Source organism: Deinococcus wulumuqiensis R12, assembly GCF_011067105.1.
Lineage (GTDB): Bacteria > Deinococcota > Deinococci > Deinococcales > Deinococcaceae > Deinococcus > Deinococcus wulumuqiensis.
This window is the reverse complement of sequence record NZ_CP049357.1, coordinates 525,536-549,690: the sequence shown is the minus strand read 5'-3', so window position 1 is coordinate 549,690 and position 24,155 is coordinate 525,536. Positions and strand designations below refer to the sequence as shown.

The 24,155-nt window shown below is 65.8% G+C and carries 21 protein-coding genes; 10 read left to right on the top strand and 11 right to left on the bottom strand.

What is annotated here, in order from left to right:
• Positions 1–29 precede the first annotated feature (29 nt).
• The 3 genes from G6R31_RS02725 to G6R31_RS02715 are packed head-to-tail and all read left to right on the top strand — an operon-like array spanning position 30 to position 1,404.
• Positions 30–311, top strand: coding sequence for a toxin-antitoxin system HicB family antitoxin (locus G6R31_RS02725; protein ID WP_017869352.1), 282 nt, complete (start codon positions 30–32; stop codon positions 309–311).
• Positions 308–751, top strand: coding sequence for a TA system VapC family ribonuclease toxin (locus G6R31_RS02720; RefSeq protein WP_017869353.1), 444 nt, complete (start codon positions 308–310; stop codon positions 749–751). The genes G6R31_RS02725 and G6R31_RS02720 overlap by 4 nt, the downstream gene beginning before the upstream one ends.
• Positions 748–1,404: a DsbA family protein gene (locus G6R31_RS02715; protein WP_017869354.1), complete on the top strand. Its 657-nt coding sequence runs from the start codon at positions 748–750 to the stop codon at positions 1,402–1,404. Before G6R31_RS02720 ends, G6R31_RS02715 begins: the two co-directional genes overlap by 4 nt.
• Positions 1,405–1,411: 7 nt before the next feature.
• On the opposite strand, the gene G6R31_RS02710 is transcribed toward G6R31_RS02715, so the two are convergent.
• Together G6R31_RS02710 and mutS are read right to left on the bottom strand one after the other, a co-directional pair.
• Positions 1,412–1,843, bottom strand: a complete 432-nt coding sequence (locus tag G6R31_RS02710; RefSeq protein WP_017869355.1) for a hypothetical protein — start codon at positions 1,841–1,843, stop codon at positions 1,412–1,414.
• The gene (gene mutS / locus G6R31_RS02705) at positions 1,840–4,398 is read right to left on the bottom strand and encodes a DNA mismatch repair protein MutS (protein ID WP_029732769.1); all 2,559 of its coding nucleotides are present in this window, start codon (positions 4,396–4,398) and stop codon (positions 1,840–1,842) included. Before mutS ends, G6R31_RS02710 begins: the two co-directional genes overlap by 4 nt.
• Before the next feature lie 339 nt (positions 4,399–4,737).
• Here mutS and G6R31_RS02700 point away from each other — a divergent pair, with 339 nt between their 5' ends.
• The 6 genes from G6R31_RS02700 (at position 4,738) to G6R31_RS02675 (ending at position 11,453) form a co-directional block, all read left to right on the top strand.
• Positions 4,738–5,970: a transposase gene (locus G6R31_RS02700; RefSeq protein WP_164993954.1), complete on the top strand. Its 1,233-nt coding sequence runs from the start codon at positions 4,738–4,740 to the stop codon at positions 5,968–5,970.
• A gap of 103 nt (positions 5,971–6,073) precedes the next feature.
• On the top strand, positions 6,074–7,228 hold the full coding sequence (locus tag G6R31_RS02695) for a branched-chain amino acid ABC transporter substrate-binding protein (RefSeq protein ID WP_017869357.1): 1,155 nt from the start codon (positions 6,074–6,076) through the stop codon (positions 7,226–7,228).
• Positions 7,229–7,487: 259 nt separating this feature from the next.
• The gene (locus tag G6R31_RS02690) at positions 7,488–8,477 is read left to right on the top strand and encodes a branched-chain amino acid ABC transporter permease (RefSeq protein WP_017869358.1); all 990 of its coding nucleotides are present in this window, start codon (positions 7,488–7,490) and stop codon (positions 8,475–8,477) included.
• Between the two features lie 2 nt (positions 8,478–8,479).
• On the top strand, positions 8,480–9,904 hold the full coding sequence (locus tag G6R31_RS02685) for an ABC transporter permease subunit (protein ID WP_017869359.1): 1,425 nt from the start codon (positions 8,480–8,482) through the stop codon (positions 9,902–9,904).
• Positions 9,901–10,725 carry an ABC transporter ATP-binding protein gene (locus tag G6R31_RS02680; protein ID WP_017869360.1) on the top strand — a complete coding sequence of 275 codons (825 nt, stop codon included), beginning with the start codon at positions 9,901–9,903 and terminating at the stop codon, positions 10,723–10,725. Before G6R31_RS02685 ends, G6R31_RS02680 begins: the two co-directional genes overlap by 4 nt.
• On the top strand, positions 10,725–11,453 hold the full coding sequence (locus tag G6R31_RS02675) for an ABC transporter ATP-binding protein (protein WP_017869361.1): 729 nt from the start codon (positions 10,725–10,727) through the stop codon (positions 11,451–11,453). The genes G6R31_RS02680 and G6R31_RS02675 overlap by 1 nt, the downstream gene beginning before the upstream one ends.
• Positions 11,454–11,517: 64 nt before the next feature.
• Here G6R31_RS02675 and G6R31_RS02670 read toward each other — a convergent pair whose 3' ends face one another.
• The 4 genes from G6R31_RS02670 to G6R31_RS02655 form a co-directional block, all read right to left on the bottom strand.
• The gene (locus tag G6R31_RS02670) at positions 11,518–12,342 is read right to left on the bottom strand and encodes a ZIP family metal transporter (RefSeq protein ID WP_017869362.1); all 825 of its coding nucleotides are present in this window, start codon (positions 12,340–12,342) and stop codon (positions 11,518–11,520) included.
• A gap of 287 nt (positions 12,343–12,629) precedes the next feature.
• Positions 12,630–13,700, bottom strand: coding sequence for an alpha-hydroxy acid oxidase (locus G6R31_RS02665; RefSeq protein ID WP_017869363.1), 1,071 nt, complete (start codon positions 13,698–13,700; stop codon positions 12,630–12,632).
• A 205-nt stretch (positions 13,701–13,905) separates the two neighbouring features.
• Entirely contained in the window at positions 13,906–15,042 is a 1,137-nt protein-coding gene (locus G6R31_RS02660; protein ID WP_225983478.1) for an aminotransferase-like domain-containing protein, read from the bottom strand.
• Positions 15,043–15,055: 13 nt separating this feature from the next.
• Positions 15,056–15,217 carry a cupin domain-containing protein gene (locus G6R31_RS02655; protein WP_017869365.1) on the bottom strand — a complete coding sequence of 54 codons (162 nt, stop codon included), beginning with the start codon at positions 15,215–15,217 and terminating at the stop codon, positions 15,056–15,058.
• A 196-nt stretch (positions 15,218–15,413) separates the two neighbouring features.
• Here G6R31_RS02655 and G6R31_RS02650 point away from each other — a divergent pair, with 196 nt between their 5' ends.
• Positions 15,414–16,781, top strand: a complete 1,368-nt coding sequence (locus tag G6R31_RS02650; RefSeq protein ID WP_017869366.1) for an FAD-binding oxidoreductase — start codon at positions 15,414–15,416, stop codon at positions 16,779–16,781.
• 226 nt (positions 16,782–17,007) lie between these two features.
• Here the strand turns inward: G6R31_RS02650 and polA are convergent, their stop codons facing one another.
• The 5 genes from polA to aat form a co-directional block, all read right to left on the bottom strand.
• Positions 17,008–19,758, bottom strand: a complete 2,751-nt coding sequence (polA, locus tag G6R31_RS02645; RefSeq protein WP_017869367.1) for a DNA polymerase I — start codon at positions 19,756–19,758, stop codon at positions 17,008–17,010.
• Positions 19,759–19,863: 105 nt separating this feature from the next.
• Complete coding sequence (locus G6R31_RS02640; RefSeq protein WP_017869368.1) at positions 19,864–20,379, bottom strand: hypothetical protein; 516 nt, start codon at positions 20,377–20,379, stop codon at positions 19,864–19,866.
• A 311-nt stretch (positions 20,380–20,690) separates the two neighbouring features.
• Positions 20,691–21,860 (bottom strand): M20 family metallopeptidase, encoded by a 1,170-nt coding sequence (locus G6R31_RS02635; RefSeq protein ID WP_017869369.1) that lies wholly within the window; start codon positions 21,858–21,860, stop codon positions 20,691–20,693.
• Positions 21,857–23,443 carry an ABC transporter substrate-binding protein gene (locus G6R31_RS02630; protein ID WP_025566843.1) on the bottom strand — a complete coding sequence of 529 codons (1,587 nt, stop codon included), beginning with the start codon at positions 23,441–23,443 and terminating at the stop codon, positions 21,857–21,859. Before G6R31_RS02630 ends, G6R31_RS02635 begins: the two co-directional genes overlap by 4 nt.
• 87 nt (positions 23,444–23,530) lie before the next feature.
• Entirely contained in the window at positions 23,531–24,151 is a 621-nt protein-coding gene (gene aat / locus G6R31_RS02625) for a leucyl/phenylalanyl-tRNA--protein transferase (RefSeq protein ID WP_025566844.1), read from the bottom strand.
• Positions 24,152–24,155 lie beyond the last annotated feature (4 nt).

The window sequence follows — 24,155 nt, the reverse complement described above, 5'->3', positions numbered from 1 at the left end:
GTATCTATCAAATCTGTCATATTCAAGATATGCCACATCCCGTTCAAGCCACGACCCTCCGCATTGACAAGGCCCTCTACCAACGGGCCAAAGCTGCCGCCGCCGCGCAGGGCGTGACGCTGACCCGCTTCATTGAACAGAGCTTGCAGGAAAAGCTGGAGCAAAAGCCCGCGCCCAGACGTGAAATCAAGCTGCATACCTTCGACAGTGGGCGGCCCTTCAACTATTCACCCGAAGAACTCAAGCAAATGGCCGTAGACACCGATTACGGTCTAGAACTGCTTGACTCCAACTACGGGCAAGAGAAATGAGCTATCTGGTCGATGCCAACATTCTGATTGATGCCTTTCGGGTCAACTCTCTCAAACACGGCTCGACTCTGGCTTGGCTCAAGGGGGTTTTGAGCGCGGGCGAGACGGTTTACGCCTCGGCAATGGTGGAGGTGGCCATGTTGCGAATCATGACCAACCCGCGTTTGGGGCCAGATGCTGCGCCTGCTGCCGATGTGTTTCAATTCCTCTCTGACCTCCACGCCCTGCCCAACTACTCGCGGCTAGAACTGCAAACTGGGCAATACGGGCGGCTGGAGCAGCTTTGCCAAGACATGAACCTGATGGGCAACGACATGAACGACGCTTATCTGGCAGCGCTGGCACTGGAAAACGACCTGACTTTGGCGACGGCGGACAGGGGCTTTTCACGCTTCACGGGCCTCAAAGTCCTGAATCCAGACTCTAAACTGACCCCATGACCCCACCCAAAATGCAACTCACCTACGTCACCGACACCTACTGCATCTGGTGCTGGGCCTTTGGCGACGCGCTGCGCGAGTTTGCCCGCCGCAACGAAGAGCGCCTGAGCGTAGAAGTTCTGCCCGCCGGAATGCTGGTGGGCGAACGGGTGGTGCCCGTGGGCGAAAAACCCCGCGTGCTGGAAGGGGCAGGGCGCGTCACCGAACTGACGGGGGCGCAGTTTGGCGAAGGCTTCCGCGAGGCCGTGCAGGACGGCAAAACCGTGCTGGACTCGACCGTTTCGGCGGTGGCGTTCTGGGCGGCGATGGAGCAAGCGCCGGAGCGTGCGCTGGACATCGCCCACGCGCTGCAAAAGGCGTGGTATGTGGACGGGGCCGACCTGCACCAGCCGGAAGCGCTGGCGAACGTGGCCCGCGAACTGGGGCTGAATGTCGAGCAATTTCTGGATGCGGTGGCAGACCCCGCGATGCTGGCCCAGGCCGAAAACGGCTTCGAGCGCCGCAAGACCCTGCCCGTGAAGGGCTACCCCACCCTCCTCGTCCACATGCCGGACGGCCCCAAGCGCATCGGCGGCGCGACGGCCACGCCCGAAAAACTGGAAGCCGACTTCGAGGCGGTGCTGCGCGGCGAGGAGATTGCGGACGAGGAGTAGTCCTCCCCTACCCCGCCCACCTCGGCACCAGCGCCAGCGTGGGCAGCACCAGTTCGTAGATTCCGGCCTGTTCGCCCGCGAGGTCGGCGACCAGTTGCACCGCGCCGGGGGTCTGGCCCTCATAGACGCCCTCGAAAAACCAGTGTTCGCCGGGACTCGCCAGCAGATGCACCACCGGGGTCTGTGCCCACGTTTCGCCGGGCGCGACCTCCTCGCCGAAGCAGGTGAGGTCGGCGACCAGCGCGCCGCAGCCGACGATGACGGCGTGGGTTTCGTCGGCGGTAATCAGCGCCCCGCAGGGATGGCCGTACATCCAGCCGACTTCCCAGCGGTGGCCCGACAGATTCAGGACATACACCGTTTCCGTGTCGGCCACCACGCGCCAGCCGCCGCGCTCGGCCAGAACAATTTCACCGGGCAGGACTTCGCCCGACTTCATTGCGTTTCCCCCAGCAGGTCGCGCTGCCAGGCGTGCAGCAGTTCAAGGGCCTGTATCGGCGTCAGCCGCCCGAGGTCGAGGGCCGCCAGCTCCCGCCGCAGTTTGCCTTCGTCGCCCTGGGCATTGAGCGCCGAGAGCAGCCGCGCCGCCCGCGCCGTGACCGGAGCCGGAAGACCCGCCAGTTTCGCCACTTCCACCCCGTAACTTTGCCGCGCCGCGCCGGGAATCACCTGATGGTAAAAGGTCAGCCCCCCCTTGCCATCCACACTGTCGTCCTCCTCGGCGGCGACGTGCAGGTTGACCAGCCCCGGATGGTCGAGTTCCAGGCGCGTGAGTTCGAAATAGTGGGTGGCGAACAGCGTGTGCGCCCCCGCCGCGTGCAGATGCTCCAGCGCCGCCTGCGCGATGGCGAGGCCGTCGAGGGTAGAGGTGCCGCGCCCGACTTCATCGAGAATGACCAGACTGCGCGAGGTCGCCCCGTGCAGGATGCTCGCCAGTTCGGTCATTTCCACCATGAAGGTGGAGCGGCCCCCCGCGAGGTCGTCCGACGCGCCGATGCGGGTGTGAATGGCGTCGTAGACAGGCAATTCGGCGTGGTCGGCAGGCACGAAAGAGCCGATTTGATGCAGCAGCGCACACAGCGCCACCGTGCGGAGGTAGGTGCTTTTGCCCGCCATGTTGGGGCCGGTGAGCAGCAGGGTGTGGCGTCCCGCGCCCAGTTCGGCGTCGTTGGGCACGAACTTTCCGCCCGCCGAACGCTCCACCACCGGGTGCCGTGCCTGGGTCAGCCGCAGCGGTCCGCTTCCCGTCTGGGGCCGCACCCAGCCCGCCTCCACCGCGATTTCGGCCAGCGCCGAGAGCACGTCGAGTTCGGACAGCGCCCCCGCCGCCTCGCCCAGCGCCTCGGCATGGGCGGTCAGCGAATCGCGCAGTTCGGTAAACACGTCCACCTCCAGCCGCCCCGCCGCCGCTTCCAGGCGGGCAATCTCGCGTTCGCGTTCGCGCAGGTCGGTGCGGGTGAAGCGGGCGCGGTCTTTCAGGGTCGCAATCTGCTTGTAGTCGTGCGGCACTTTGGACAGGTGCGCGGACGTGACTTCGAGGTAATAGCCGAACACGTTGTTGAAGCCCACCTTGAGGCTGCCGATGCCGGTGCGCTCGCGCTCGCTGACTTCCAGCGCGGCCAGCCATTCGCGGTGCGAGAGGGCCTGGGCACGCAGGTCGTCGAGTTCGGCATGAAAGCCTTCGCGAATCAGGCCCCCTTCGCCCGACCTCAGCGGCGGCTCGTCCACCAGCGCGGCGCGGATGCGGGTCACGACTTCGGGCAGCGCGGCGAGGCGGTCGCGGATGTGCCCCAGCGTGCCCTCCTGCCCGGCGAGCAGCTTTTCGGCCTCGGGGAGCAGTTCCAGCGTGCGGGCCAGAGACGCCACCTCACGCGGCGCGGCGCGGCGGGTCGAGACGCGGGCGGCGAGGCGCTCCAGGTCGTGCGCCCGGTAGAGCAGCGAGCGCACCCCCCCGCGCAGGTCGGCGGCGCGGGTCAGGGCCTCCACCGCGTCCAGCCGCGAACGAATGCTGAGTTCGTCGAGCAGCGGCGAGCGCAGCCAGGCCCGCAAGCGCCTGCGCCCGCCCGCCGTGCGCGTCTGCGCCAGGATGTCCATCAGCGTGACGCCCTGGGGCGACTGCGCGTGAAACAGTTCCAGCGCCCGCACCGCTGCCTCGCTCAGGCGCATGTGCGCCCCCGGCTCGAAGCGCACCACCCGCCGCACCATGTCCAGCCTTCCCTGCTGCGTCAGCCGGGCGTACCCCAGCACGGCCCCGCAGGCCCGGCGCAGCGCCGCCGTGTTCAGGGTTTCCGGGATTTCGCCCAGCGTGGCGGCTATTTCGGCCTGGGCCGCCGCCTCGTCGAAGTTGGCGGGCGAGAGCATGACCGGAAACCGGGTCTGGAAGTCGGCCAGCAGCGCCGGGTTGCTGCCGAGTTCCGGCGCGAGCAGCACTTCCCGCGCCCGGCAGCGCGAGAGTTCGTCGTACAGCGCCAGCCGCGTGTGAAAGGCCGCCGCCCGGAATTCGCCAGTCGAAACGTCGAGCAGCGAAAGCGCGTAGCCCTCGCCCGTCGCCACCGCCGCGAGGTAGTTCTCGTCGGCGCTGAGGTGCCGCTCCTCGGTCACGGTGCCGGGGGTCAGCAGCTGCACCACCTTGCGCTCCACCAGACCGCTGCCAGGTTCTTCGACCTGGTCGGCCACCGCCACGCACACGCCCGCCGCCAGCAGCTTTTCCACGAACCCGTCGAGGGTTCGCAGCGGAATCCCGGCCATCGGCGTGGAAAAGTCCTTGCTGGATTTGTGGGTCAGCGCCAGCCCCAGCAGCCGGGCGGTGCGCTCGGCGTCTTCCCCGAACGTCTCGTAAAAGTCGCCCACCTGAAACAGCAAAATGGCGTGCGGAAGCTGGGCGGCCACCTCGTCGCGCATGGTGACGTACTGTTCCAGCATCGGCGGCAGCGCCCCGGTTCCTGTGCCTTTCAGGACGCTCTGTGCCGCTTTGCCGGGGGAAACTGCTCGCATAGAGCGGCAGGATAGCGCAGGATTTACGCTGTAAACGAAATCGGGAGGAGAGTTTCATGGGGGCCTGCTTTTCTACGGCCTTCCGTCCCTGCACTGAGGAGCATCACCGAACGCGTTCCCTGGGCAGTGCCGGGAGCAGACCAATAGAGAGCCATCCCGATAAAAATTGCCAGATTATTGCAAAAGGGAGCATTTTTTAGAATATTCAGGCAACTTATGTGCCGAAAAATTGTGGTCCGCTGGGCAGAAATTGCATTGACTTTTCTTCAATGGTTCGTGCAGTTTTGAGGTCACAAAGAAAGACCCACCGAAAATGGGGCTGTGAATACACCGCTTCCAATGGGTCTGATGGCCATCCTACAGCACGTTCTCAGCGCGGTCCCGCTGCGCAAGACGCAGCGGAATTTTCTGACCGTGCTGCTTAGCGTATTTCTCGCTGTTCCTGGACGGCTGAACGTCCTGAACCTCTCCCGATATGCGGCCTGCTCGGAGAGTACGATCCGTCGTTGGCTGCACCGAAGTGACCCCGGGGCCATTCCCTGGGGCGCAGTACACCGGGCGACTGTGAGCACGGCGATTGAGAGTGGGCTGATCAGCCCACTGTGCGTTCTGGCCATCGACGCCTCTTTTCACCGCAAATCTGGTCAGCACACCGCACACCTCGGCTCGTTCTGGAATGGCTGTGCCGCACGGACCGAACGTGGGATCGAGCAATCCTGCTGTGCCCTGATTGACGTCCAGCACCGACAGGCATTTACGGTCGATGTCCGTCAGACCCGGACCGGGTCTGAGGCCCCGAGTCGTCTGGAACAGGCCGCTGACCAGCTGGATGACGTGTTGCTCGATCTCCGGACTGTTCCACGGCTTGATCTGGCCGCTGTGGTTGCGGATGGGAACTATGCGAAAGAATCCATGGTGGAGACCGTGACCGGTCACGGTCTCCCATTCATCTCCAGATTTCCTCGCAACGCCAACCTCAAGTATCTCTATACCGGCGAGCATCCCAGACGACGCGGACGGCCAAAAAAGTTCGACGGCAAGGTGGATTTCAGCGACTTGCAGCGCTTTGACCTCGTTTCTGAAACGTCGACCGAGCGGGTGTGGACTCAGGTGGTCTGGAGCGTGCAGTGGGCGCGAGAAGTGCGTGCAGTCGTCATCCAGCAGGTCGGTAAAAAGGGTCAAGTGACGGGTTACGCGGTGCTGTTCAGCACCGCTGTGACGATGCCCGCTCATGAGATCATGGCGCTGTACCGGAGCCGTTTCGAGATTGAACTGATCTTCCGGGATGCCAAGCAGTTCCTGGGGAGCCAGGATGTGCAACTGCGCTCACAGCAGGGCATTGAAGCGCATTGGAATGTGGTGCTGCTGACCCTGAATCTTTGTCGGCTGGAGGTCCTGCGGGCGGCCGGTGGCGGGCAGGATCTGGTGTTCAGTCTCGAAGACATGAAACGCAGGGCGTATAACGCCCTGCTGGCCCAAGTGATTTTGTCCAAGTTGGATCTCTCGGCCCGCTTTGAAGAATTAGAACATCTGCCGTCCAGTCCGCTAAATTTCGGCCTCAAAGCCGCCTAAAACTGCACGAACCATTGTTTCTTTAAGGCATCTTTAAAATCGGGCCACCTCATCACCAACGTACGGACACAGGTCCGCTGCGTTCCTATACCGGGAGGAACCGATGAAGAACAAGACTTTTGGCCTCGCCACCCTTGCCGCCCTCGCTCTGGGCAGCGCCCAGGCGGCCACCACCGTCAAGATCGCCACCATCACGCCTCTGTCGGGGTCGTCGAGCAACCTCGGTCTCCAGATCAAGAACGGCACCCAGCTCGCCGTGAACGAGTACAAGGCGCAGTTCGCCAAGCTGGGCATGAACCTCTCGCTCGTGGCCTACGACGACCAGGCCGACCCCGCCACCGGCACCGCCGCCGCCCGCCGCATCGCCGCCGACAAGAGCATTCTGGCGGTCGTGGGCACGCTGAACACCGGCGTGGCGATTCCCGCGTCGCAGGCCCTCGCGCCCAGCAAGGTGGCGATGGTCAGCCCCTCGAACACCGGCACCAAGGTCACCGACCGGGGCCTGAAGAACATGAACCGCATCTGCGCCCGCGACGACGCGCAGGGGCCTGCGGGCGCCGACTTCATGGTGGGCACCCTCAAGGTGAAAAGGGTCTACGTCATCAACGACAAGACCCCCTACGGCGAAGGGTTGGCAAGCGAGGCCGAAAAGCGCCTGCGGGCCCAGGGCGTGCAGATCGTGCAGTCCGAGGGTGTGGCCGCCGAGGAACGCGACTTTACCGCCATCATCACCAAGATTCAGGCGCTCAAGCCCGACGCCATCTACTTCGGCGGTCTGTACGGTCAGGGCGGCCCCCTCGCGCAGCAGCTGCGCGCCAAGGGCATCCAGACCCCGCTGGTCGGCGGTGACGGCCTGGACAGCGACGAACTCGCCAAGCTCGCAGGGGCGGCAGGTGCCAACAACATCTACTTCACCACCGTCGCGCCCCCTTTGGACAGCGTGCCTGCCGCCAAGACGATGGCCGCGAACTTCAAAAAGGCCTTCGGCACCGACGTGCAGGGCTACGGCATCATGGGCTACGACTCGGCCAAGGTGGTGCTCCAGGGCATCCTCGACGCCGCCAAGAAAAACGGCAACAAGGCCCCCAGCCGCGCCCAGGTCGAAAGCGCCATTCGCAGCGGCACCTTCAAGAACCTGCTGACCGGCACCGTGCAGTTCGACAAGAACGGGGACCGCAAGGCGGGCAAGATGTACGTGATCGCCCTCAAGAACAGCAAGCGCTCCACCGCAGGCACGGTCAACGTCATTCGCAAGTAAGCGCCAAGTCACCACATCACCGCCCTGGGCGGTTTAAGTCAGCGGGGGAGTGAGGCGACGGCTTGCCGATCTCCCCCCTGACGGTGCTTAAGTGGTCCAGCGCCCAGTTCGACCCTTTTTGCGGCTTGTCGCTCTGCCCGCTTCTGCCCGCTTCTGCCCGAAGATGGACGCCGGGGACGGAGACCTGCGGTGAACCGAAATTCACTCTGCGCGGGAATGCGGGCCGCCCCCCACCCCACAAAGCACACGAAGGGAAACTATGGATCTAAACACGGTGCTCACGATTCTGGCTCAGGTCTTTGTCGGTGGCCTGAGTCTCGGCGTGCTCTACGCCATCATCGCGCTGGGGTACACGATGGTGTACGGCGTACTGCAACTGATCAACTTCGCGCACTCGGAGGTCTTCATCACCGGGGGCGTGGTTGCCTATTTCGTCTTCGACGCGCTCAAGGACTCGCCCATGAACGGGCTGCTCAAGCTGCTGCTCGCGTCCCTGGCAGCCATGACCGTCTCGGGGGCGCTCAACGTGCTGATCGAGCGCCTCGCGTACCGGCCCATCCGGGGCGCGCAGAGGCTGGTGCCGCTGATTACGGCCATCGGGGTGTCGCTGATTTTGCAGGACCTGCTGCGCCTCATCGTCGGTCTGCGCGGGCTGTTCGACCTCAGCGTGACGCTGCCGCAGGGCTTTGCCGACCCCATCAGCAAAGTCGGCGGGGTGGACATCTCCATGCTCAACCTTCAGGTCAAGGACCTGATTCTGATCGCGGTCGCCGGGCTGATGCTCGCCGGGCTGAACCTGCTCGTCAACCACACCCGGCTGGGCCGCGCCATTCGCGCGGTGGCGCACGACCGGCAGACGGCGGGGCTGATGGGCATCGACGCCAACCGCATCATCGCCCTGACCTTCCTGATCGGCGGCGCTCTGGGCGGCCTGGGCGGGGCGATGTTCGCCATGAAGTACCAGGCGCTCAACGCCTACTCGGGCATGATTCCCGGCATCAAGGCGTTTACGGCGGCGGTGCTGGGCGGCATCGGCAACATTCCCGGCGCGGTGCTCGGCGGGCTGGTCCTCGGCTGGCTGGAAACCTTCCTCGGCGTGGTGAGTCTGTTTTCCAGCATTCCCGGCCTGGGCTGGCTCTCGGCGATCAAGGCCGAATACAAGGACCTGGGCGCGTTCCTGGCGCTGATTCTGATTCTGTTTCTCAAGCCTGCCGGTCTGCTCGGTAAGGCGACCACGGAGAAGGTGTAACCATGACGACCCTTCCGACTTCTCCGGCGCCGCTGCGTCCCCTGGACACCCGGGCCGACCGCACCTGGCCGCTGCTGGCCTACTCGGCGGTCACGGCGGCGCTGCTCGTCTTTTTGCGTGACGTGGTGGCCGAAGGCCCGCTGCGCCTGCTGCAACCCGTCCTGTTCGGCGCCTTCCTCCTCTCGCTGCTCTTCGCCTTTCAGTGGAAGGCGGCGGGCTGGGCCAAGACGCTGGTCTATGCCCTGGGCATCGTGTTCGTGCTGCCGTACATGGGCCAGCACAACACGTCGTATTTCGACCTCGTGATCCAGATGCTGATTTTCGCCGCCCTCGCGCTGGGGCTGAACATCGTGGTGGGGCTGGCGGGCCTGCTCGACCTCGGGTACATCGCCTTCTTCGCGGTGGGGGCGTACCTGTGGGGGATTTTCGGCTCGCCGCAGTTCGGGGAAATCACCGGCAACGCGGCTTTTGCAGGCGGCGTGAATCCGGCGCTGTTCTGGCTGTTCATCCCGCTGGCGGTGGCGGCGGCGGCGCTGGTGGGTGTGCTCATCGGCCTGCCGGTGCTCAAGCTCAAGGGCGATTACCTCGCCATCGTGACGCTGGGGCTGGGTGAAGTGATTCGCATCTTCGCCAACAACCTGGAAGCCACGAACGGGCCGCAGGGCATCGACGGGATTCAGAGTGCGCCGGTGCCCTGGCTCAACGGCCTCGCCAAGTCCCTGGGCTTTGCCGAGGACCAGTATCTGCTGTTTTTCCTCTATCTGCTCGTGCTGGCCGTCATCGGCATCGTGATTCTGGTCAACCACCGCCTCGACCGCTCCAAAATCGGGCGCTCGTGGATTGCCATTCGTGAAGACGAAGTGGCGGCGCAGGCGATGGGCGTGCCGCTGCTGCGGACCAAACTGCTCGCCTTTGCCACCGGCGCCTCTTTCGCAGGCGCGATGGGCGTGATTTTCGCCGCCAAGCAGGCGTTTATCGACCCCAAGAGCTTCGACTACTTCCAGTCCATCGGTGTGCTGAGCATGGTGATTCTGGGAGGCATGGGCAACATCGCCGGCGTGATGGTCGGCGCGGTGGTCGTGACCATGCTCAACCTGATGGTTCTACCCACCATCTCGGAAGTCATGCAGGCGCAGTTTCCCAACATCAACCAGAACCTCGACCCCAGCAAGTACCAGCGCCTGATTTTCGGCCTCGTGCTGGTGTTCATGATGCTCTACCGCCCCGAAGGACTGGTGCCCAGCGAGCGGCGCAAGTCGGAGATGCACGACCCGGAGCACAACGGACCGGCACCAGACAGCCTGACGGCGGAAAACCGCCTGGCCGGGGGCAACATCGGCGGGCACCTGAGCGACGGCAGCGCCGGAGAGCCGCTCTCGCCGGGCCTGGCGACCCGCGACAACGAAAGGACGGGCAGCGAGAAATGACCCAGGCCACCTTTACCGGAACCGGCGCTCCCCTGCTGGACGTGCAGCACCTCACCAAGTCCTTCGGCGGGCTGACCGCCGTGAACGACGTGACCTTTCAGGTGCCCGAACGCCGCATCATCAGCGTGATCGGCCCCAACGGTGCGGGCAAGACCACCTTCTTCAACCTGATCACCGGCATCTACGCGCCGGACCGGGGCACCGTGACCCTCGCCGGGCGCAACCTGGTGGGCCTGCGCCCCGATCAGGTGGTGGAGGCGGGCATCAGCCGCACCTTCCAGAACATTCGCCTCTTTCCGTCCATGACCGCCGAGGAAAACATCATGCTGGGGCGCGGCGTGCGGCTCCGGGGCGGCTTCTGGGACTCGGTGCTGCACACCGCGCGCTTTCGCAAGGATGAAGAAGAAGCCCGCACCACCGCCCGGCTGATGCTCGATTTTGTCGGCCTGAGCAAGTGGCGCGGCGAACTGTCCACCAACCTGCCCTACGGCGACCAGCGCAAACTGGAAATCGCGCGGGCGCTGGCGACCACGCCCAAGCTGATTTTGCTCGACGAACCGGCGGCGGGCATGAACCCCCGCGAAACCGAAGACCTCAAGGCCCTGATCCGCGCCATTCGTGACGAACTCGGGGTGACGGTGGTGCTCATCGAACACGACATGCGGCTGGTGATGACGCTGAGCGAAAACATCACCGTGCTCAACTACGGCTCCAAGCTGGCCGAGGGGCTGCCGCACGAGGTTCGCAACGACCCCGAGGTGATGACCGCTTACCTCGGCAGCGGCGCAGTGGCCGGCAACTACGGCAAGGAGGCCCGCTGATGACGGCCCGAAACACCGTGCTGGAACTGCAAAACGTCCACACCTACTACGGTCAAATCGAGGCGCTCAAGGGCCTGAACATGACGGTGGGCGAGGGCGAAATCGTGGCGCTCATCGGCGGCAACGGGGCGGGCAAGACCACCACCCTGCGCACCATCAGCGGCATGATGAAGCCCAAGACCGGGACCGTCGCCTACCTGGGCCAGAACGTGACCGGCGTGCCCTCGCACCAGATGATCGGACGCGGCATGGCGCATGTGCCGGAAGGCCGCCGCATCTTTCCGCAGATGACGGTGCGCGAGAACCTCGAAGTGGGCGCGTACACGGTGGACGACAAGGCGGCCATCGCCAGCCGCATCGAGGAAGGTTTCGACCTGTTTCCGCGCCTGCGCGAGCGCGAGTCGCAGCTCGGCGGCACCATGTCGGGCGGGGAACAGCAGATGCTGGCCATTGCCCGCGCCCTGATGATCGCCCCCAAGGTGCTGCTGCTCGACGAACCGAGCATGGGCCTCTCGCCCCTCTTTGTGGAGAACATCTTCAGCATCATCGAGCGGCTGAACAGGGAGCGCGGCACCACCATCCTGCTGGTCGAGCAAAACGCGAGCATGGCCCTGGCGATTGCCCACCGCGCCTACGTGCTGCAAACCGGCGAAATCAAACTCAGCGGCAACGCGCAGGACATCGCCCGCGACGAAACGGTCCGCAAGGCCTACCTGGGCGACGAATAGGGAACAAGCAAAGGAAGGGGCGGAGGGTGAGAAACCTTCCGCCCTTTTCCTTTGCCGCCCAGGCTCAGCCCAGCGCCACGTCCAGAATCATCATCGCCACGAAGCCGAGCAGGGTGGCCTGCGTGGCGATGTCGGCGTTGCCGCCGCGCTGCGCTTCGGGAATCAGTTCCTCGATGACGACGAAGATCATGGCCCCCGCCGCGAAGCTCAGGGCGTAGGGCATCAGCGGCAGCGAGGCGCCGACGAAAGCCGCGCCCAGCCAGCCGCCCAGCGGCTCGACCAGCCCCGACGCCTGCCCGAACAGGAACGCCCGGCGACGCGACAGTCCCGCCGCCCGCAGAGGCAGGGCGACCGCCAGTCCTTCGGGGATGTTCTGAAGACCGATGCCCAGGGCCAGGGCCAGGGCGCTGCCCAGGGTCGCGCCTTCCACCCCGGCCCCTGCCGCGCCGAACGACACGCCCACCGCCATGCCTTCGGGCAGGTTGTGCAGCGTCATGGCGGCGAGCAGCAGCGCCCCCTGCGACCAGCGGGCGGGCAGTCCCTCGGCCTGATCCCGGGCAAAGCCGGGGTGCAGGTGGGGCAGCACCTTGTCGAGCAGGCCCACGAACGCCGCCCCCAGCAGCAGCCCCAGGGCCGGGGGCAACCAGGGGGTCATGCCCTGGTTTTCGGCAAATTCGATGGCGGGGGCGAGCAGGGACCAGAAACTGGCCGCCAGCATCACGCCCGCCGCCAGCCCCTGTGCGATGTTCAGAAGTCGGCTGCTGACCGAACGGGTAAACAGGACCACCGAGGCCCCCAGGGCTGTCAGCGACCAGGTGAAGATCGTCGCGAGCAGAGCCTGTGTGGGTGGGGCCAGATTGTCAAAGAAAGCGAAATCCACGCCCGGCATTGTTCCACACCCTTCACAGAAGTCCGGCAGGCGGGGCACCGACGACCAGACCATTCAGACCGGCAACTGTCCAGACTGATACGGATTCCGATTGAATCTGGTGGTTTCAGATTCAATCCGACTTGCAAAGCTGCGCAGCAGAGCGGATGCGAGTAGGAAAAAATACGGATTCTGCGATATGGATGCACAGGCGGCGCCTTCCCAACTGTACAGGCCCGACTGTGCAGGAATGAAGCGGAATCCGTATGACGACTACACAGACTGACGACGGCCCAGCCTGCCAGACCTCAGCGCCAGATCAGCTCCGGCCCCAGGTCGCGCACCCGCGTTTTGCCGCACAGGGCCATGCCCAGCCGCACCTCGTCGCGCAGAAGTTCCAGCGTGCGCCGCGCCCCCGCCTCCCCCGCCAGCGCGAGACCGTAGAGCACAGGCCGGGCGAGAAAGACGGCGCTCGCCCCCAGCGCCAGCGCCTTGATGACGTCCGTTCCCCGGAAAATGCCGCCGTCGAGGTAGATTTCGGCCCGCCCGCCCGCCGCCTGAGCGATTTCGGGCAGGGCGTCAAGGGCAGTCACAGCGGTGTCGAGCTGCCGCCCGCCGTGGTTGCTGGCCCAGATGTGGCAGCCGTGCTCTGCGGCCAGCGCCGCGTCCTCGGCGGTCAGCAGGCCCTTGAGCACCATCGGCAGCCCCGTGACGCCCCGCAGCCAGCCGACATCGTTCCAGGTCAGCGCCGGGTCGAGCAGCGAGTCGAAATACTGAAGGTCGTCCAGGTGCTCGCTGCCCGGCACGCGGGGGCCGATGTTGGGCAGGACCGTGCCGGGGGCGATATGCACCGGCGTCCTGAGAATCGCCTCGCGGCGGCCCAGCACGGGCGCGTCCACCGTCAGCACCAGCGCCCGCGCTCCGGCGGCCTCGGCCCGCTGAACCAGGGCGCGGCTGACCTCGCGGTCTTTGTAAAGGTAGAGCTGAAACCAGAACGGTCCGCCCACCGCTTCCGAAACTTCCTCGATGGTGCGGTGGCTCATGGTGGACAGGGTCATCAGGCTGCCCACGCTGGCGGCGGCGCGCGCGGTGGCGACCTCGGCGTCCGGGTGAACGAGGCCGTGCATGGCGCAGGGGGCCACCCCCACCGGGAAGGCGAGCGGCAGGCCCAGCACCGTCGCCGAAGTGTCGATCTGCGACACGTCCACCAGCATCCGGGGCCGCAGCTTCAGGCGGGCGTACCCTTCGCGGTTCTCGCGCAGCGTGTGTTCGTCGTTGGCGCCGCCGGTGTAGTAGGCGAACGCGGCGGGCGGCAACACCTCACGGGCGGCCTGCTCGATGTCGTGGAGGTTGAGGAGGCCAGAGAGGTCAGGGGACATGGGAACTCCTCCTTCGGAGGCAGAGGGGCCAAGAGCAGAGGGTAAAGGGCAGAGAGCAGAGAGAGCGAGCTGATACGGATTCCGCTTAATTCCTGCACAGTCGGGAAAGCGCCGCCTGTGCATCCATATCGCGTAACCCGTATTTTTTCCTACTCGCATCCGCTCGGATTGAATCTGAAACTACCAGATTCAATCGGAATCCGTATTACTTCGCTCCCGGCAACACTTCGCCCAGCCGCCGCACGCCTTCGCGCAACTCCGCTTCCTCGTAGAAGGCGAAGCACAGCCGCGCCCTGTCCGGCTGCGTTTCATGCGGCGAAAACAGGGTGCCAGGCTGAAAGCGCACGCCGCCCTCCAGCGCGAGGGGCAGAAGTGGAGCAGCCTGGGTCGGCAAGGTGGCCCAGATGAAGTAGCCCCCCGCTGGCCGCGCAAAGTCCACTCCCAGGGGACGCAGGTCGTCCAGCGCGTCTGCCAGGGCGGCCGAGCGGCGGCGGTAGGTGTCCCGCAGGCCCGCGACATATTCGGGCAGCGTTCCCAGTTCCAGCATGGAGCGAATCAGGCCGCTCCCCAGGGGGCTGTACCCCCCGCCGCTGACCACCGCGCCGTTGTGCGCCAGCCGGTCCAGCACGTCCTCGCGGGCATTGATCCAGCCCAGGCGGCTGCCGGGGGCCAGAATCTTGGAAAAGCTGCCCAGACTCAGGACGTGTCCGGTGTCCACCCAGGCCGCGAAGCTCTGCGGCGGCGCCCCTTCAAAGGTCAGCAGCTGGTACACCTCGTCGGCCAGCACGTAAAAGCCGTTCTCCTGTGCCAGCCCTACCAGCTTTTCGCGCCGCTCCTGCGTCAGCGTCACGCCCGACGGGTTCTGATGCACGGGAATGGTGTAGACGAGCCGGGGCCTGTGCTGCGCCACGAGTGCTTCCAGCGCGTCCACGTCGAGGCCATGCTCGTCCACCGGCACCGTCACGATGTTCAGGCCGTGGTCGCGGAACATCCCGAACGCGAAGAAATAGGTCGGGTCCTCCACGATGACCGTGTCGCCCGGCTGCGTCAGCATCGCGCAGCACAGGTTGATGGCCTGCGAGGTGCCGCCCGAGATGAAGGTCTGTTCGGGCCGGACGGCAAAACCGTACTCGCGGGTGAGATACGCGGCGAGTTCGGTGCGTAGAAAACCGTCGCCCCACTCGGCGCCGTACTGCAAAAACTCGGCGCTTCCCTGCGCGAAGCGGTGCGCGGCGGCCCGCTCCATCTCGCGCAGCGGCAGCATGTGCAGCGACGGGTGGCCCACCGCGAGGTTGATGACGCCTTCGGTGAGGCTGGTCTGGGCCGTCTTGAGCATGGACATCTCCTACAGCCTCCTACAGAAAAGGGCTGGTGACCCACCGCACCTCGGCTTCCTGCGCCGCCGGGTTGCGCCCGGTGTGGGGAATGCGGCTGGACACGGTGATGCTGTCGCCCTCTTCGAGAAAGTCACTTGCCGCGGAAGTTGGGGGCCTGCACAGATTGTATCCGGGCCTCATACGGATTCCGCTTAATTCCTGCACAGTCGGGAAAGCGCCGCCTGTGCATCCATATCGCGGAATCCGTATTTTTTCCTCCTCGCATCCGCTCGGATTGAATCTGAAACTACCAGATTCAATCGGAATCCGTATCAGAGCTGACAAGTAGGCCCCACCTGCTGCCCGGCATCTGGCGTGGCTGCCCGATACTGGAGGCATGGACCCCGCCGCCCTGGCCGCCCTGCAAGCCCGCTTCGGCGAGCAGCTTTCCACCGCCCACGCCGTGCGCGAAGCCCACGCCCGCGACGAGAGCCGCCTCGACCACCACCTGCCCGACGCGGTGCTGCATATCGGGAGCGAGCAGGACGTGGTGGACGCGCTGCGTATGGCGCGTGAATACCTCTTCCCCATCGTGCCGTTTGCGGTGGGCAGCAGCCTGGAAGGGCAGGTCATCCCGGTGCGCGGCGGCCTGACGCTGAACCTGCTGAACATGAACCGCGTCCTCACCCTAGAGCCGGGCAGCTTTCAGGCGACGGTGCAGCCCGGCGTGACTTACCCCGAACTCAACCGGCAGGCGCGGAGACACGGCCTCTTTTTTCCGGTGGACCCCGGCGCAGAGGCGAGTCTGGGCGGCATGGCGTCCACCAACGCCAGCGGCACCGGCGCGGTGAAGTACGGCACCACCCGAGACAACGTGCTGGAACTGCGGGTGGCGCTGCTGGACGGGCGCGTGATTCGGGTGGGGAGCAAGGCCCGCAAGACGAGCGCCGGGTATGACCTGAAGAACCTCTTTATCGGCGCGGAGGGCACCCTCGGCGTCATCACCGAACTGACGGTAAGGCTCTGGCCGCTGCCTGCCGAAGTGGTGGTGCTGCGCTGCAACTTTGGGACGGTGGCAGAAGCGGCGGCCTGCGCGGTCATGGTGATGGGCGCGGCGCTGCAACCCGAGCGGCTCGAACTCATCGACGAGCGCGAGATTCACGCGGTGAACGTGCAACTCGGACGCGACTACCCCGAGCGGCCCACGCTGTGGATCGAACTCGCCTCCCCCAGCCGCGCCGCCCTGGAAGAATCGCTCTCTGTGTGCAGTGACCTGTGCCGCGACGCGGGCGGGCAGGACCTCGCCGTCGCTGCGGGCGCCGAGGAACGCGCCGCCGTATGGGAGGCCCGCCACAAGGCGTATTCCTCGATGGTGGCGATGTATCCGGGGCATGTGAACCTCAGCACCGACGTGTGCGTGCCGCTGCACCGCCTGCCCGAAGTTGTGGCCGCCACCCGCGCCAGGTGCGACGAGCGCGGCCTGGACGCCAGCTTCGTGGGGCACGTCGGGGACGGCAATTTCCACGTGCTGTTCCACGCGGCCCCCGACGACCGCGCTGGCTGGGACGCCATCCACGCCACCTACGACGAGATGATGGCGCTGACGCTGGCGGCGGGCGGCACCTGCTCGGGCGAACACGGCATCGGCCTGCACAAGCGAAAATATCTGGCGCAGGAAAGGGCCGACACGCTGGAGCTGATGCGCGAGGTCAAAGCGCTGCTCGACCCGCAGGGGCTGCTCAATCCGGGGAAGATCTTCGGGTGATACGGATTCCGCTTAATTCCTGCACAGTCGGGAGAGCGCCGCCTGTGCATCCATATCGCGGAATCCGTATTTTTTCCTACTCGCATCCGCTCTGCTGCGCAGCTTTGCAAGTCGGATTGAATCTGAAACTACCAGATTCAATCGGAATCCGTATGAGACCGGGCGAGATCAGACGGCTTCGCCCGGAAAAATAGATTGAATAGGAAATCTATTTTTCAAAGCCATATCACTTCGTATCGAACCAGTTCGGCCCCGTCCCCACTTCCACCGCCAGCGGCACGCTGAGGCGGACCACGTTTTCCATCACCTGCTTCGTCAGGGCGGCCACCTGCTCGGCCCGGCCTTGCGGGGCCTCGATGAGCAGTTCGTCATGCACTTGCAGCAGCATTCTGGCGCCCAGCGCGTCGAGTTGCGGGTCGAGCTGCACCATCGCCATTTTCATGATGTCGGCGGCGGCGCCCTGAATCGGCATGTTGTAGGCCAGCCGCTCCTCGGCCTCGCGCTGAATGCGGTTGCGGCTGTTCAGGCCCGGCACGTAGCGGCGGCGCCCGTACAGCGTTTCCACGTAGCCCTCGGTGCGCCCGAACTCCAGCGTGCGGTTGATGTAGCGCCGGATACCGGGGTAGGTGGCGAAATAGATTTCGATGAAGCTGGCGGCCTCGCCATACGGAATCCCGAGGTCGCCCGACAGGCGGTGCGCACTCATGCCGTACAGCACGCCGAAATTGACCGTCTTGGCGGCGCGGCGCTGGTCGGGCGTGATGCCCCCTTCGTCGAGCCCCAGCACCTGCGCGGCGGTGCGGCGGTGGATGTCGGCGCCCTCGTTGAAGGCCTGCTGCATCAGCGGATCGTCGGCGATGTGGGCCAGCAGCCGCAGCTCGATTTGCGAGTAGTCGGCGGCGATCAGGGTAAAGCCGCCTTCGGCGATGAAGCCCTTGCGAATCTCGCGCCCGAGTTCGGAGCGGATGGGGATGTTCTGGAGGTTGGGGTTGAGGCTGCTCAGGCGACCCGTCGCCACCGCCGTCTGCGCGAAGGTGGTGTGCAGGCGCCCGGTGCGCGGGTTGACCAGACTGGGAATCGGGTCGAGATAGGTGCCGCGCAGCTTGTCGAGTTCACGGAATTCCAGAACGAGCGGGATGATGGGATGCACCTCGCGCAGCGGTTCCAGGGCCGACACGGCGGTGGAGCGCTGCCCGGTCAGCTTGGTCTTTTTGCTGCTCGCCAGTTCGAGCTTGTCGTACAACACGGTTTCGAGCTGCTTGGGGCTGCGAATCTGGAATTCCTCGCCCGCGTGTTCGTGAATCTGGCGCTCCAGGTCAGCGAGGCGCACCCCGGCCTGAATGGAGAGCGTCTGCAAGAAGTCGCTGTCCACGCGCACGCCGCGCACTTCCATGCGCTTCAGCACCCCCGAGAGCGGCTTTTCCATCTCGCTGTACAGCTTGCGCCGGGGGTCGTCGAGCAGCGGCGGCAACTCGCGCAGCAGGTGCGCGGTGATGGCGGCGCGGGTCGGGGCGTCGGCGGGCCACTCGCGGTCCAGGTAGCGCTTCGTGACAAGGGGCATGTTGGTGTTGCCAGGGTCGAGCAGGTAAGCGAGAAGCAGCGGGTCGTCGCCCGGCTCCACCACCGTGCCGCGTACGCTCAGGTGCGCCGCGAGCGCTTTGGCCGCCGCCGCCGTCACCGTGCGCTGCCCGACGAACTCGGCCTCGTCCACCGTCGCCGGGTACTGGGCCTGAAGCTTGGCGCGGGCTTTTTCGGCGTCCTTCTGCGCCTTTTCCAGGGCCTTTTGCTCTTTTTTGGTCAGGGGCTTATCGCTGGGCAACAGCTCACCGAACAGGCTTTCGGGCGCCTCAGCCTGCGCCCACTCGTCCGGCTCGGAGACGGGGGCGGGCCGGGCCACTCCGTCGGCAAAGGTCGCGGCGCCGAGCAGCGCGGCGGTCAGGTCGTCCTCGCGTGACAGGACATAGCCCCACACCGCCCCCTCGCCGGGGGTCTGCCACCCGGCCAGTTCGGGGGGGGCGAAGGGGGCGAGCACCGGCGCACTTTCCTCCTCGGGGCGCTGCGCGTGCTCCCGCTCCAGTAGGTCGTCGGGGGCGCCCGCACCCTGCTCGGGACCGTTCAGTCCCAGAATCATGGGCCGCAGCGAGTGGAGTTCGAGTTCGGTCAGCAGGTCCTCGGTCACCAGCGGGTTGTCGGGCAGGCGGCGCACGCCGAACTCGATTTGCAGGGGCAGGTCCGTGACCATGCACGAGAGGCTGTGGCTGAACTGCACGTCCTGTTCGGAGTCGAGCAGCTTCTTGCGGGTGCCGTCGGGCTTGAGGGTGCCCGCGTGCGCCGCCTCGTAGATTTTTTCCAGGGTGCCGTATTCCTGCAAGAGCTTGGCCGCCGTCTTGGGGCCGATACCCTTCGCACCGGGGATATTGTCGCTGGCGTCCCCGGTCAGGGCGCGGTAGTCCACCCACTGCCGCACGGTCACGCCGTACTTTTCCTCCACCTGCGCCGGGCCGATGAGGGAAAAGTCGTTGGCGATGACCTTGACGTGGTCGTCGAGCAGCTGGTAGGCGTCGCGGTCACTGGTCACGATGCGGACCTGATAGCCCTTGCCCTCGGCCATGCGGGTCAGCGAAGCGATCACGTCGTCGGCCTCATAGCCGGGTTCTTCCAGCCGGGGAAAACCCAGGGCGTCCACCAGCGCCCGGATGCGGTTGATCTGGCCCGGCAGGTCTTCGGGCGTCTGGGCGCGGCCCGACTTGTAGCCCTCGTACTGCTCGTGGCGAAAGGTTTTCACCGGCGGGTCGAAGACCACGATGACCTGATTCGATTTTTGCCGCGCCAGCCGCAGCAGCAGTTTCATGAAGCCGACAATCGCGTGGGTCATCTCGCCCCTGGAATTGTTCAGCGGCGGCAGGGCGAAATACGAACGGAACGCCAGCGCGTGACCGTCAATCAGCACCAGCGTATCGGGGGAAGCGTCGGCCATAAGGTCAATTCTACTCTGGACGTAATACGCGCGCGTCCGTGAGCTGCCTGGAACGGGGCCATAAAAAAAGAAGCCCCCGAAGGGACTCCCGCTGGGGACCGGGGTTTACTTGACGCGCACGCGCAGGTTGCAGTTCACGGTCTGCCCGGCGCCGAGTTCGGGCAGTTCCCAGCGCACGTTGGTGTAGTCGCTGGGGCTGGCGGGCACCACGCGCTGCACGGCCTTGCCGTTTTCGGTCACGGTCACGGTCTTGGTGGGCTTGGCCGCGAAGGTCTTGCCACGGTCGATGGAAAACAGGGTGTTGGTCCGCGCCGCGTCGCAGTTGGAGGTTTGGTAGGTGGTGGCGGGGTCCACACGCATGTTCAGGCGCAGGCCCTGCACGTTGCGGGTGCTCACGTTCTGGACCTTCTGGCTCATCTGGAGCAGGCTGCCGGGCAGGGCACCCTTGCCCGCAGCGTCGCTCAGGCGCTCGGTGGTCTTGCCGTTCTCGGTCACCTGGGTCACCGCGTAGGTGGCGGCGCTGAGCTTGATGGGGGAAGTTTTGGCGGGCACGGCCTGGGCAGCCAGGGCGGTCGAGGTCAGGGTCAGCAGGGTCAGGGTCAGTTGAGTTTTCACAGTCATTCCTCCGGGAAGCACAGTTGCAAATAGCTTCTGCCAAATATGTGACAGCACTCTGAAAAGGGGATGACCCAGCACCCGGCAACCTGACCGGGCCTTGGGAAAGCAGGGTCACCCGTCGGGGGCGGCCTGACGCAATCTCCGGGCGTGCCCGAGCTATGGGCGTGGATGCCTGCCGGACCGTGATAAGGCACTGTGAAATCCGAGCGGAACGAGCAGGAACTCAGGGGTTCGGAAGAAGATGAAGCCGGAGGCGGTGGCGTCCCACCTCCGGGGGAAACGGACCGAAGTCCGTGGCATAGACAGGGGGCCGGTCAGCCAGCGGTGAGCGCCCGCGCCGCGCCCGCGTAGAGCTGCACGCCGTGTTCGAGCGCCGCCTCGTCGATCATGAACCGGGGGTGGTGGTGCGGCGCGGTGATGCCCTGGGCTTCGTTGCCTGCGCCGATCAGGACGAAAGTGCCGGGCGAGCGGGTGAGGTAGGCGCTGAAGTCCTCGCCGCCCATCAGCGGCACGCCGTCGCTGAGGGTAACGCCGGGCAACACGTCGCGCACGACCTGACGCAGACGCTCGGTGGTCGCCGGGTCGTTGTTCACCGGGCGGTAGCCGGTGTGGTACCTGAACGTGTAGGTCGCGCCGTACGCCTCGCACACGCCGCGCAGCAGGGTTTCGAGGCGCCCCGGCATCTGCGAGCGCAGTTCCTCGCTGAAGGTCCGCACGGTGCCGCCCAGGGTCACGGTGTCGGGAATCACGTTGTGGGCGCTGCCACCGTGAATCTGGGTCACGCTGACCACGCCGGGGTCGATGGGGTCGCGCAGCCGGGACACCGCCGTCTGAAAGGCCATGACCACCTGCGCGGCAATGACCACCGGGTCCACCGTCTGGTGCGGCATCGCGCCGTGTCCACCTTTGCCCTGAATGGTGATGTCAAAGGCGTCGGGCGCGGCCATCAGCGGTCCGTCACGCAGCACCACCGTGCCCACCGGCACCGAACTCATCAGGTGGGTGCCCACCGCGAGGTCCACCCCGTCCATCACGCCCGCGTCCACGAGCTGCTGGGCGCCGCCGGGAAACACTTCCTCGGCGTGCTGAAAGATGAAGCGCACCTCGCCGCGCAGGGTCGCCGCCCCCTCGGACAGCACCTTGGCCGCCCCCAGCAGCATCGCCGTGTGCCCGTCGTGCCCGCAGGCATGCATGACGCCGGGATGTTGCGAGCGGAACTCCACCTCGGCCTCTTCCTCGATGGGCAGCGCGTCCATGTCGGCCCGCAGCAGCACCGTCTTGCCGGGTCCGGCGCCTCCCCTGAGCACCGCCAGCACGCTCGTCTCGGTGGGGCGGCTGAGGTGCAGCCCCGGCATTTCGCGCAGTTGCTCCTCGACGTAGCGGGCCGTTTCGCGCTCCTGAAAGCCGAGTTCGGGGTGCTGGTGCAGCCAGCGGCGCCACGCCACCACCTGTTCGCGCAGCCCGTCGTGGGCAGCGACGCTCACTTCTTGCCGTCCAGGGTGATGTCCTCGAAGGGCGTGAGCACCGACGGCCCCGGCACCCAGCCCTTGACGTAGGTGCGGGTCGCCGCCAGTGGGCGACTGTGGACGATGGGAAAGCGCAGGTTGAGGCCGTAGGTGATCTTGTGCAGTTCGGCATAGGCCTTGGCCTGCGCCGACTGCGACGAACTCGCCGCCGCCCGGTTCATCAGCGCTTCGATGCGGGCGTTCTTGTATTTGATGTCGCTCTCGGCTTCCAGGCCGTAGTGGGTGTTGTAGAAGGTGTAGGGGCTGGCATACGGGCCGGTCCAGCCGATCATGTACATGTCGAAGCCGGGGGTCTTGTTGCGGTCTTCGAGGTACTTGGCCCAGTCCTCGGTCTTGAGCTTGACCTTGATGCCGATGGCGCCCAGGTCCGCCGCCAGCGCCTCGGCAATCGGTTTGGGCGTGGGGAAATACGGGCGCGACACCGGCATGTACCACAGGTCAAGCGCAAAGCCGTTCGGGTAGCCCGCTTCGGCCAGCAGCTTTTTGGCCGCCGCCGGGTCGAACTTGTAGTCGGCGGGCACGGCGGGGCTGTCGGCCCACTTCAGCGCGGGCGGCAGCAGGCTGGCGTTGCTCTCGCCCAGCCCGTTCCAGAAGGCGTCCACGATGGCCTTTTTGTTGATCGCCATGCCGATGGCCCGGCGCACCTTGTCGTTTTTCAGGTACTTGTTCGAGTAGTTCAGGCTCAGCAGCCCGACATTGAACGACGGAATGAGGACCGCTTTGAGGTTGCGGTCGGCCTTCACGCTGCCGAGCTGGTCGGGGTTGAGGTCGGACGTGAAGTCGATGGTCCCGGCCTTGAGTTCGTTGAGGCGCTGGCTGGGGTCCTTGATGAAGCGAATGACGAGCTGGTCGTACTTCGCCTTGGTGCCCCAGTGGGCCGGGTTGGGCGTGAGCACGATGCGGTCGCCGGTTTTCCACGACCCCATGACAAACGGCCCGGTGCCGACGGGCAGCGCGGTGGGCGTGCCGTATTTGGCCCCAGCCTTCTTGACGGCGGTGGGCGAGGCGATACCGAAAAAGGTGGTGGCGAAAGCGGCGGGCAGCGGCGCGAAAGGCCGGTTGAGCGTCAGCACCACCTTGTCGCTGCCCACCGCCTTCACGCTCTTGAGCAGCGAAGCCTTGTCTCCCTTCAGGCCGCCGAACGTAAACAGCCACGAGCTGAAGGTCTTGCCGTGCGCCTTGGCACCGTCGGGGGCCGCCGGGTCCCACCAGCGGTTGATGTTGTAGACCACCGCCGCCGCGTTGAACGGCGTGCCGTCGCTGAACTTGACCCCTTTGCGCAGGGTGAAGGTCCACTGGGTCGAGTCCTTGTTGGCCGCCCAGCTCGTCGCCAGACCGGGCGCGAGTTCGCTCGTTCCCTTCTTGAACTTGACCAGGGTGTCGTAGACCTGCATCTGCACCACCGACGAGTTGCCGTCCACGATGGTGCCCGAGTCGAGCGAGACGGGTTCGCCGCCAGCGCCATAGACGAGCGAAACGGCGGCGGCGGGCGCGGCAGACAGGGCGAGGGCCAGAGTAGTCAGAAACCAGCGTGGGCGCATAAGACCTCCAGAAGCTCAGAACGTAGGGTGAGGCCCCGAGCCTAGAGCTTGCGGCGCAGGCGCGGCCCCGTCTGAGCAGACAACGCGCTAGAGGGTCACGTCGAGCCCGAGGGCCGCTTTCAGCAGGGGCCGGTACTGCGCGTCCGTGACCTCGTAGACCCCCAGGGTCGCGAGGTGCGGGTTTTGAATCTGCGCGTCGAGCAGCAAAAACCCCTGGCGGTGCAGGTGCCCGGCGAGATGAATCAGGGCCGCCTTGCTGCCGTTGGTCACGCGGTGAAACTTGCTCTCGGCGATAAAGGCGCCGCCCAGGGCCAGCCCCAGCACGCCGCCCGCCAGTTCGTCGCCTTTCCAGACCTCGAAGGAATGGGCCAGTCCCGTTTGGTGCAGATGGAGGTAAATCTCGGCCAGTTCGCCCGAAATCCACTCGCCGTCGCGCTCGGGGGAGCCGGGCAGGTGGCCCCGGCAGCCTTCGAGCACCGCTCCGAACGCGAGGTCCACACTGGCCCGGAAGTGCCCAAGGTCGCGCCGCAGCCTCCGGGCGACATGCAGCCCGGCGTCCTCGGTCAGCGGCACCAGCGCCCGGCCACTGACGCCGTACCACTGCAACCCGTCGCCGTTGTCCATCAGAAAACTTCCTGCCGCGTATCCCTGCGCGATTTCGCGGGTCAGGGGGTCGGGATGCTGCAAGAAGGCGCGGGCGGCAGGCATGACG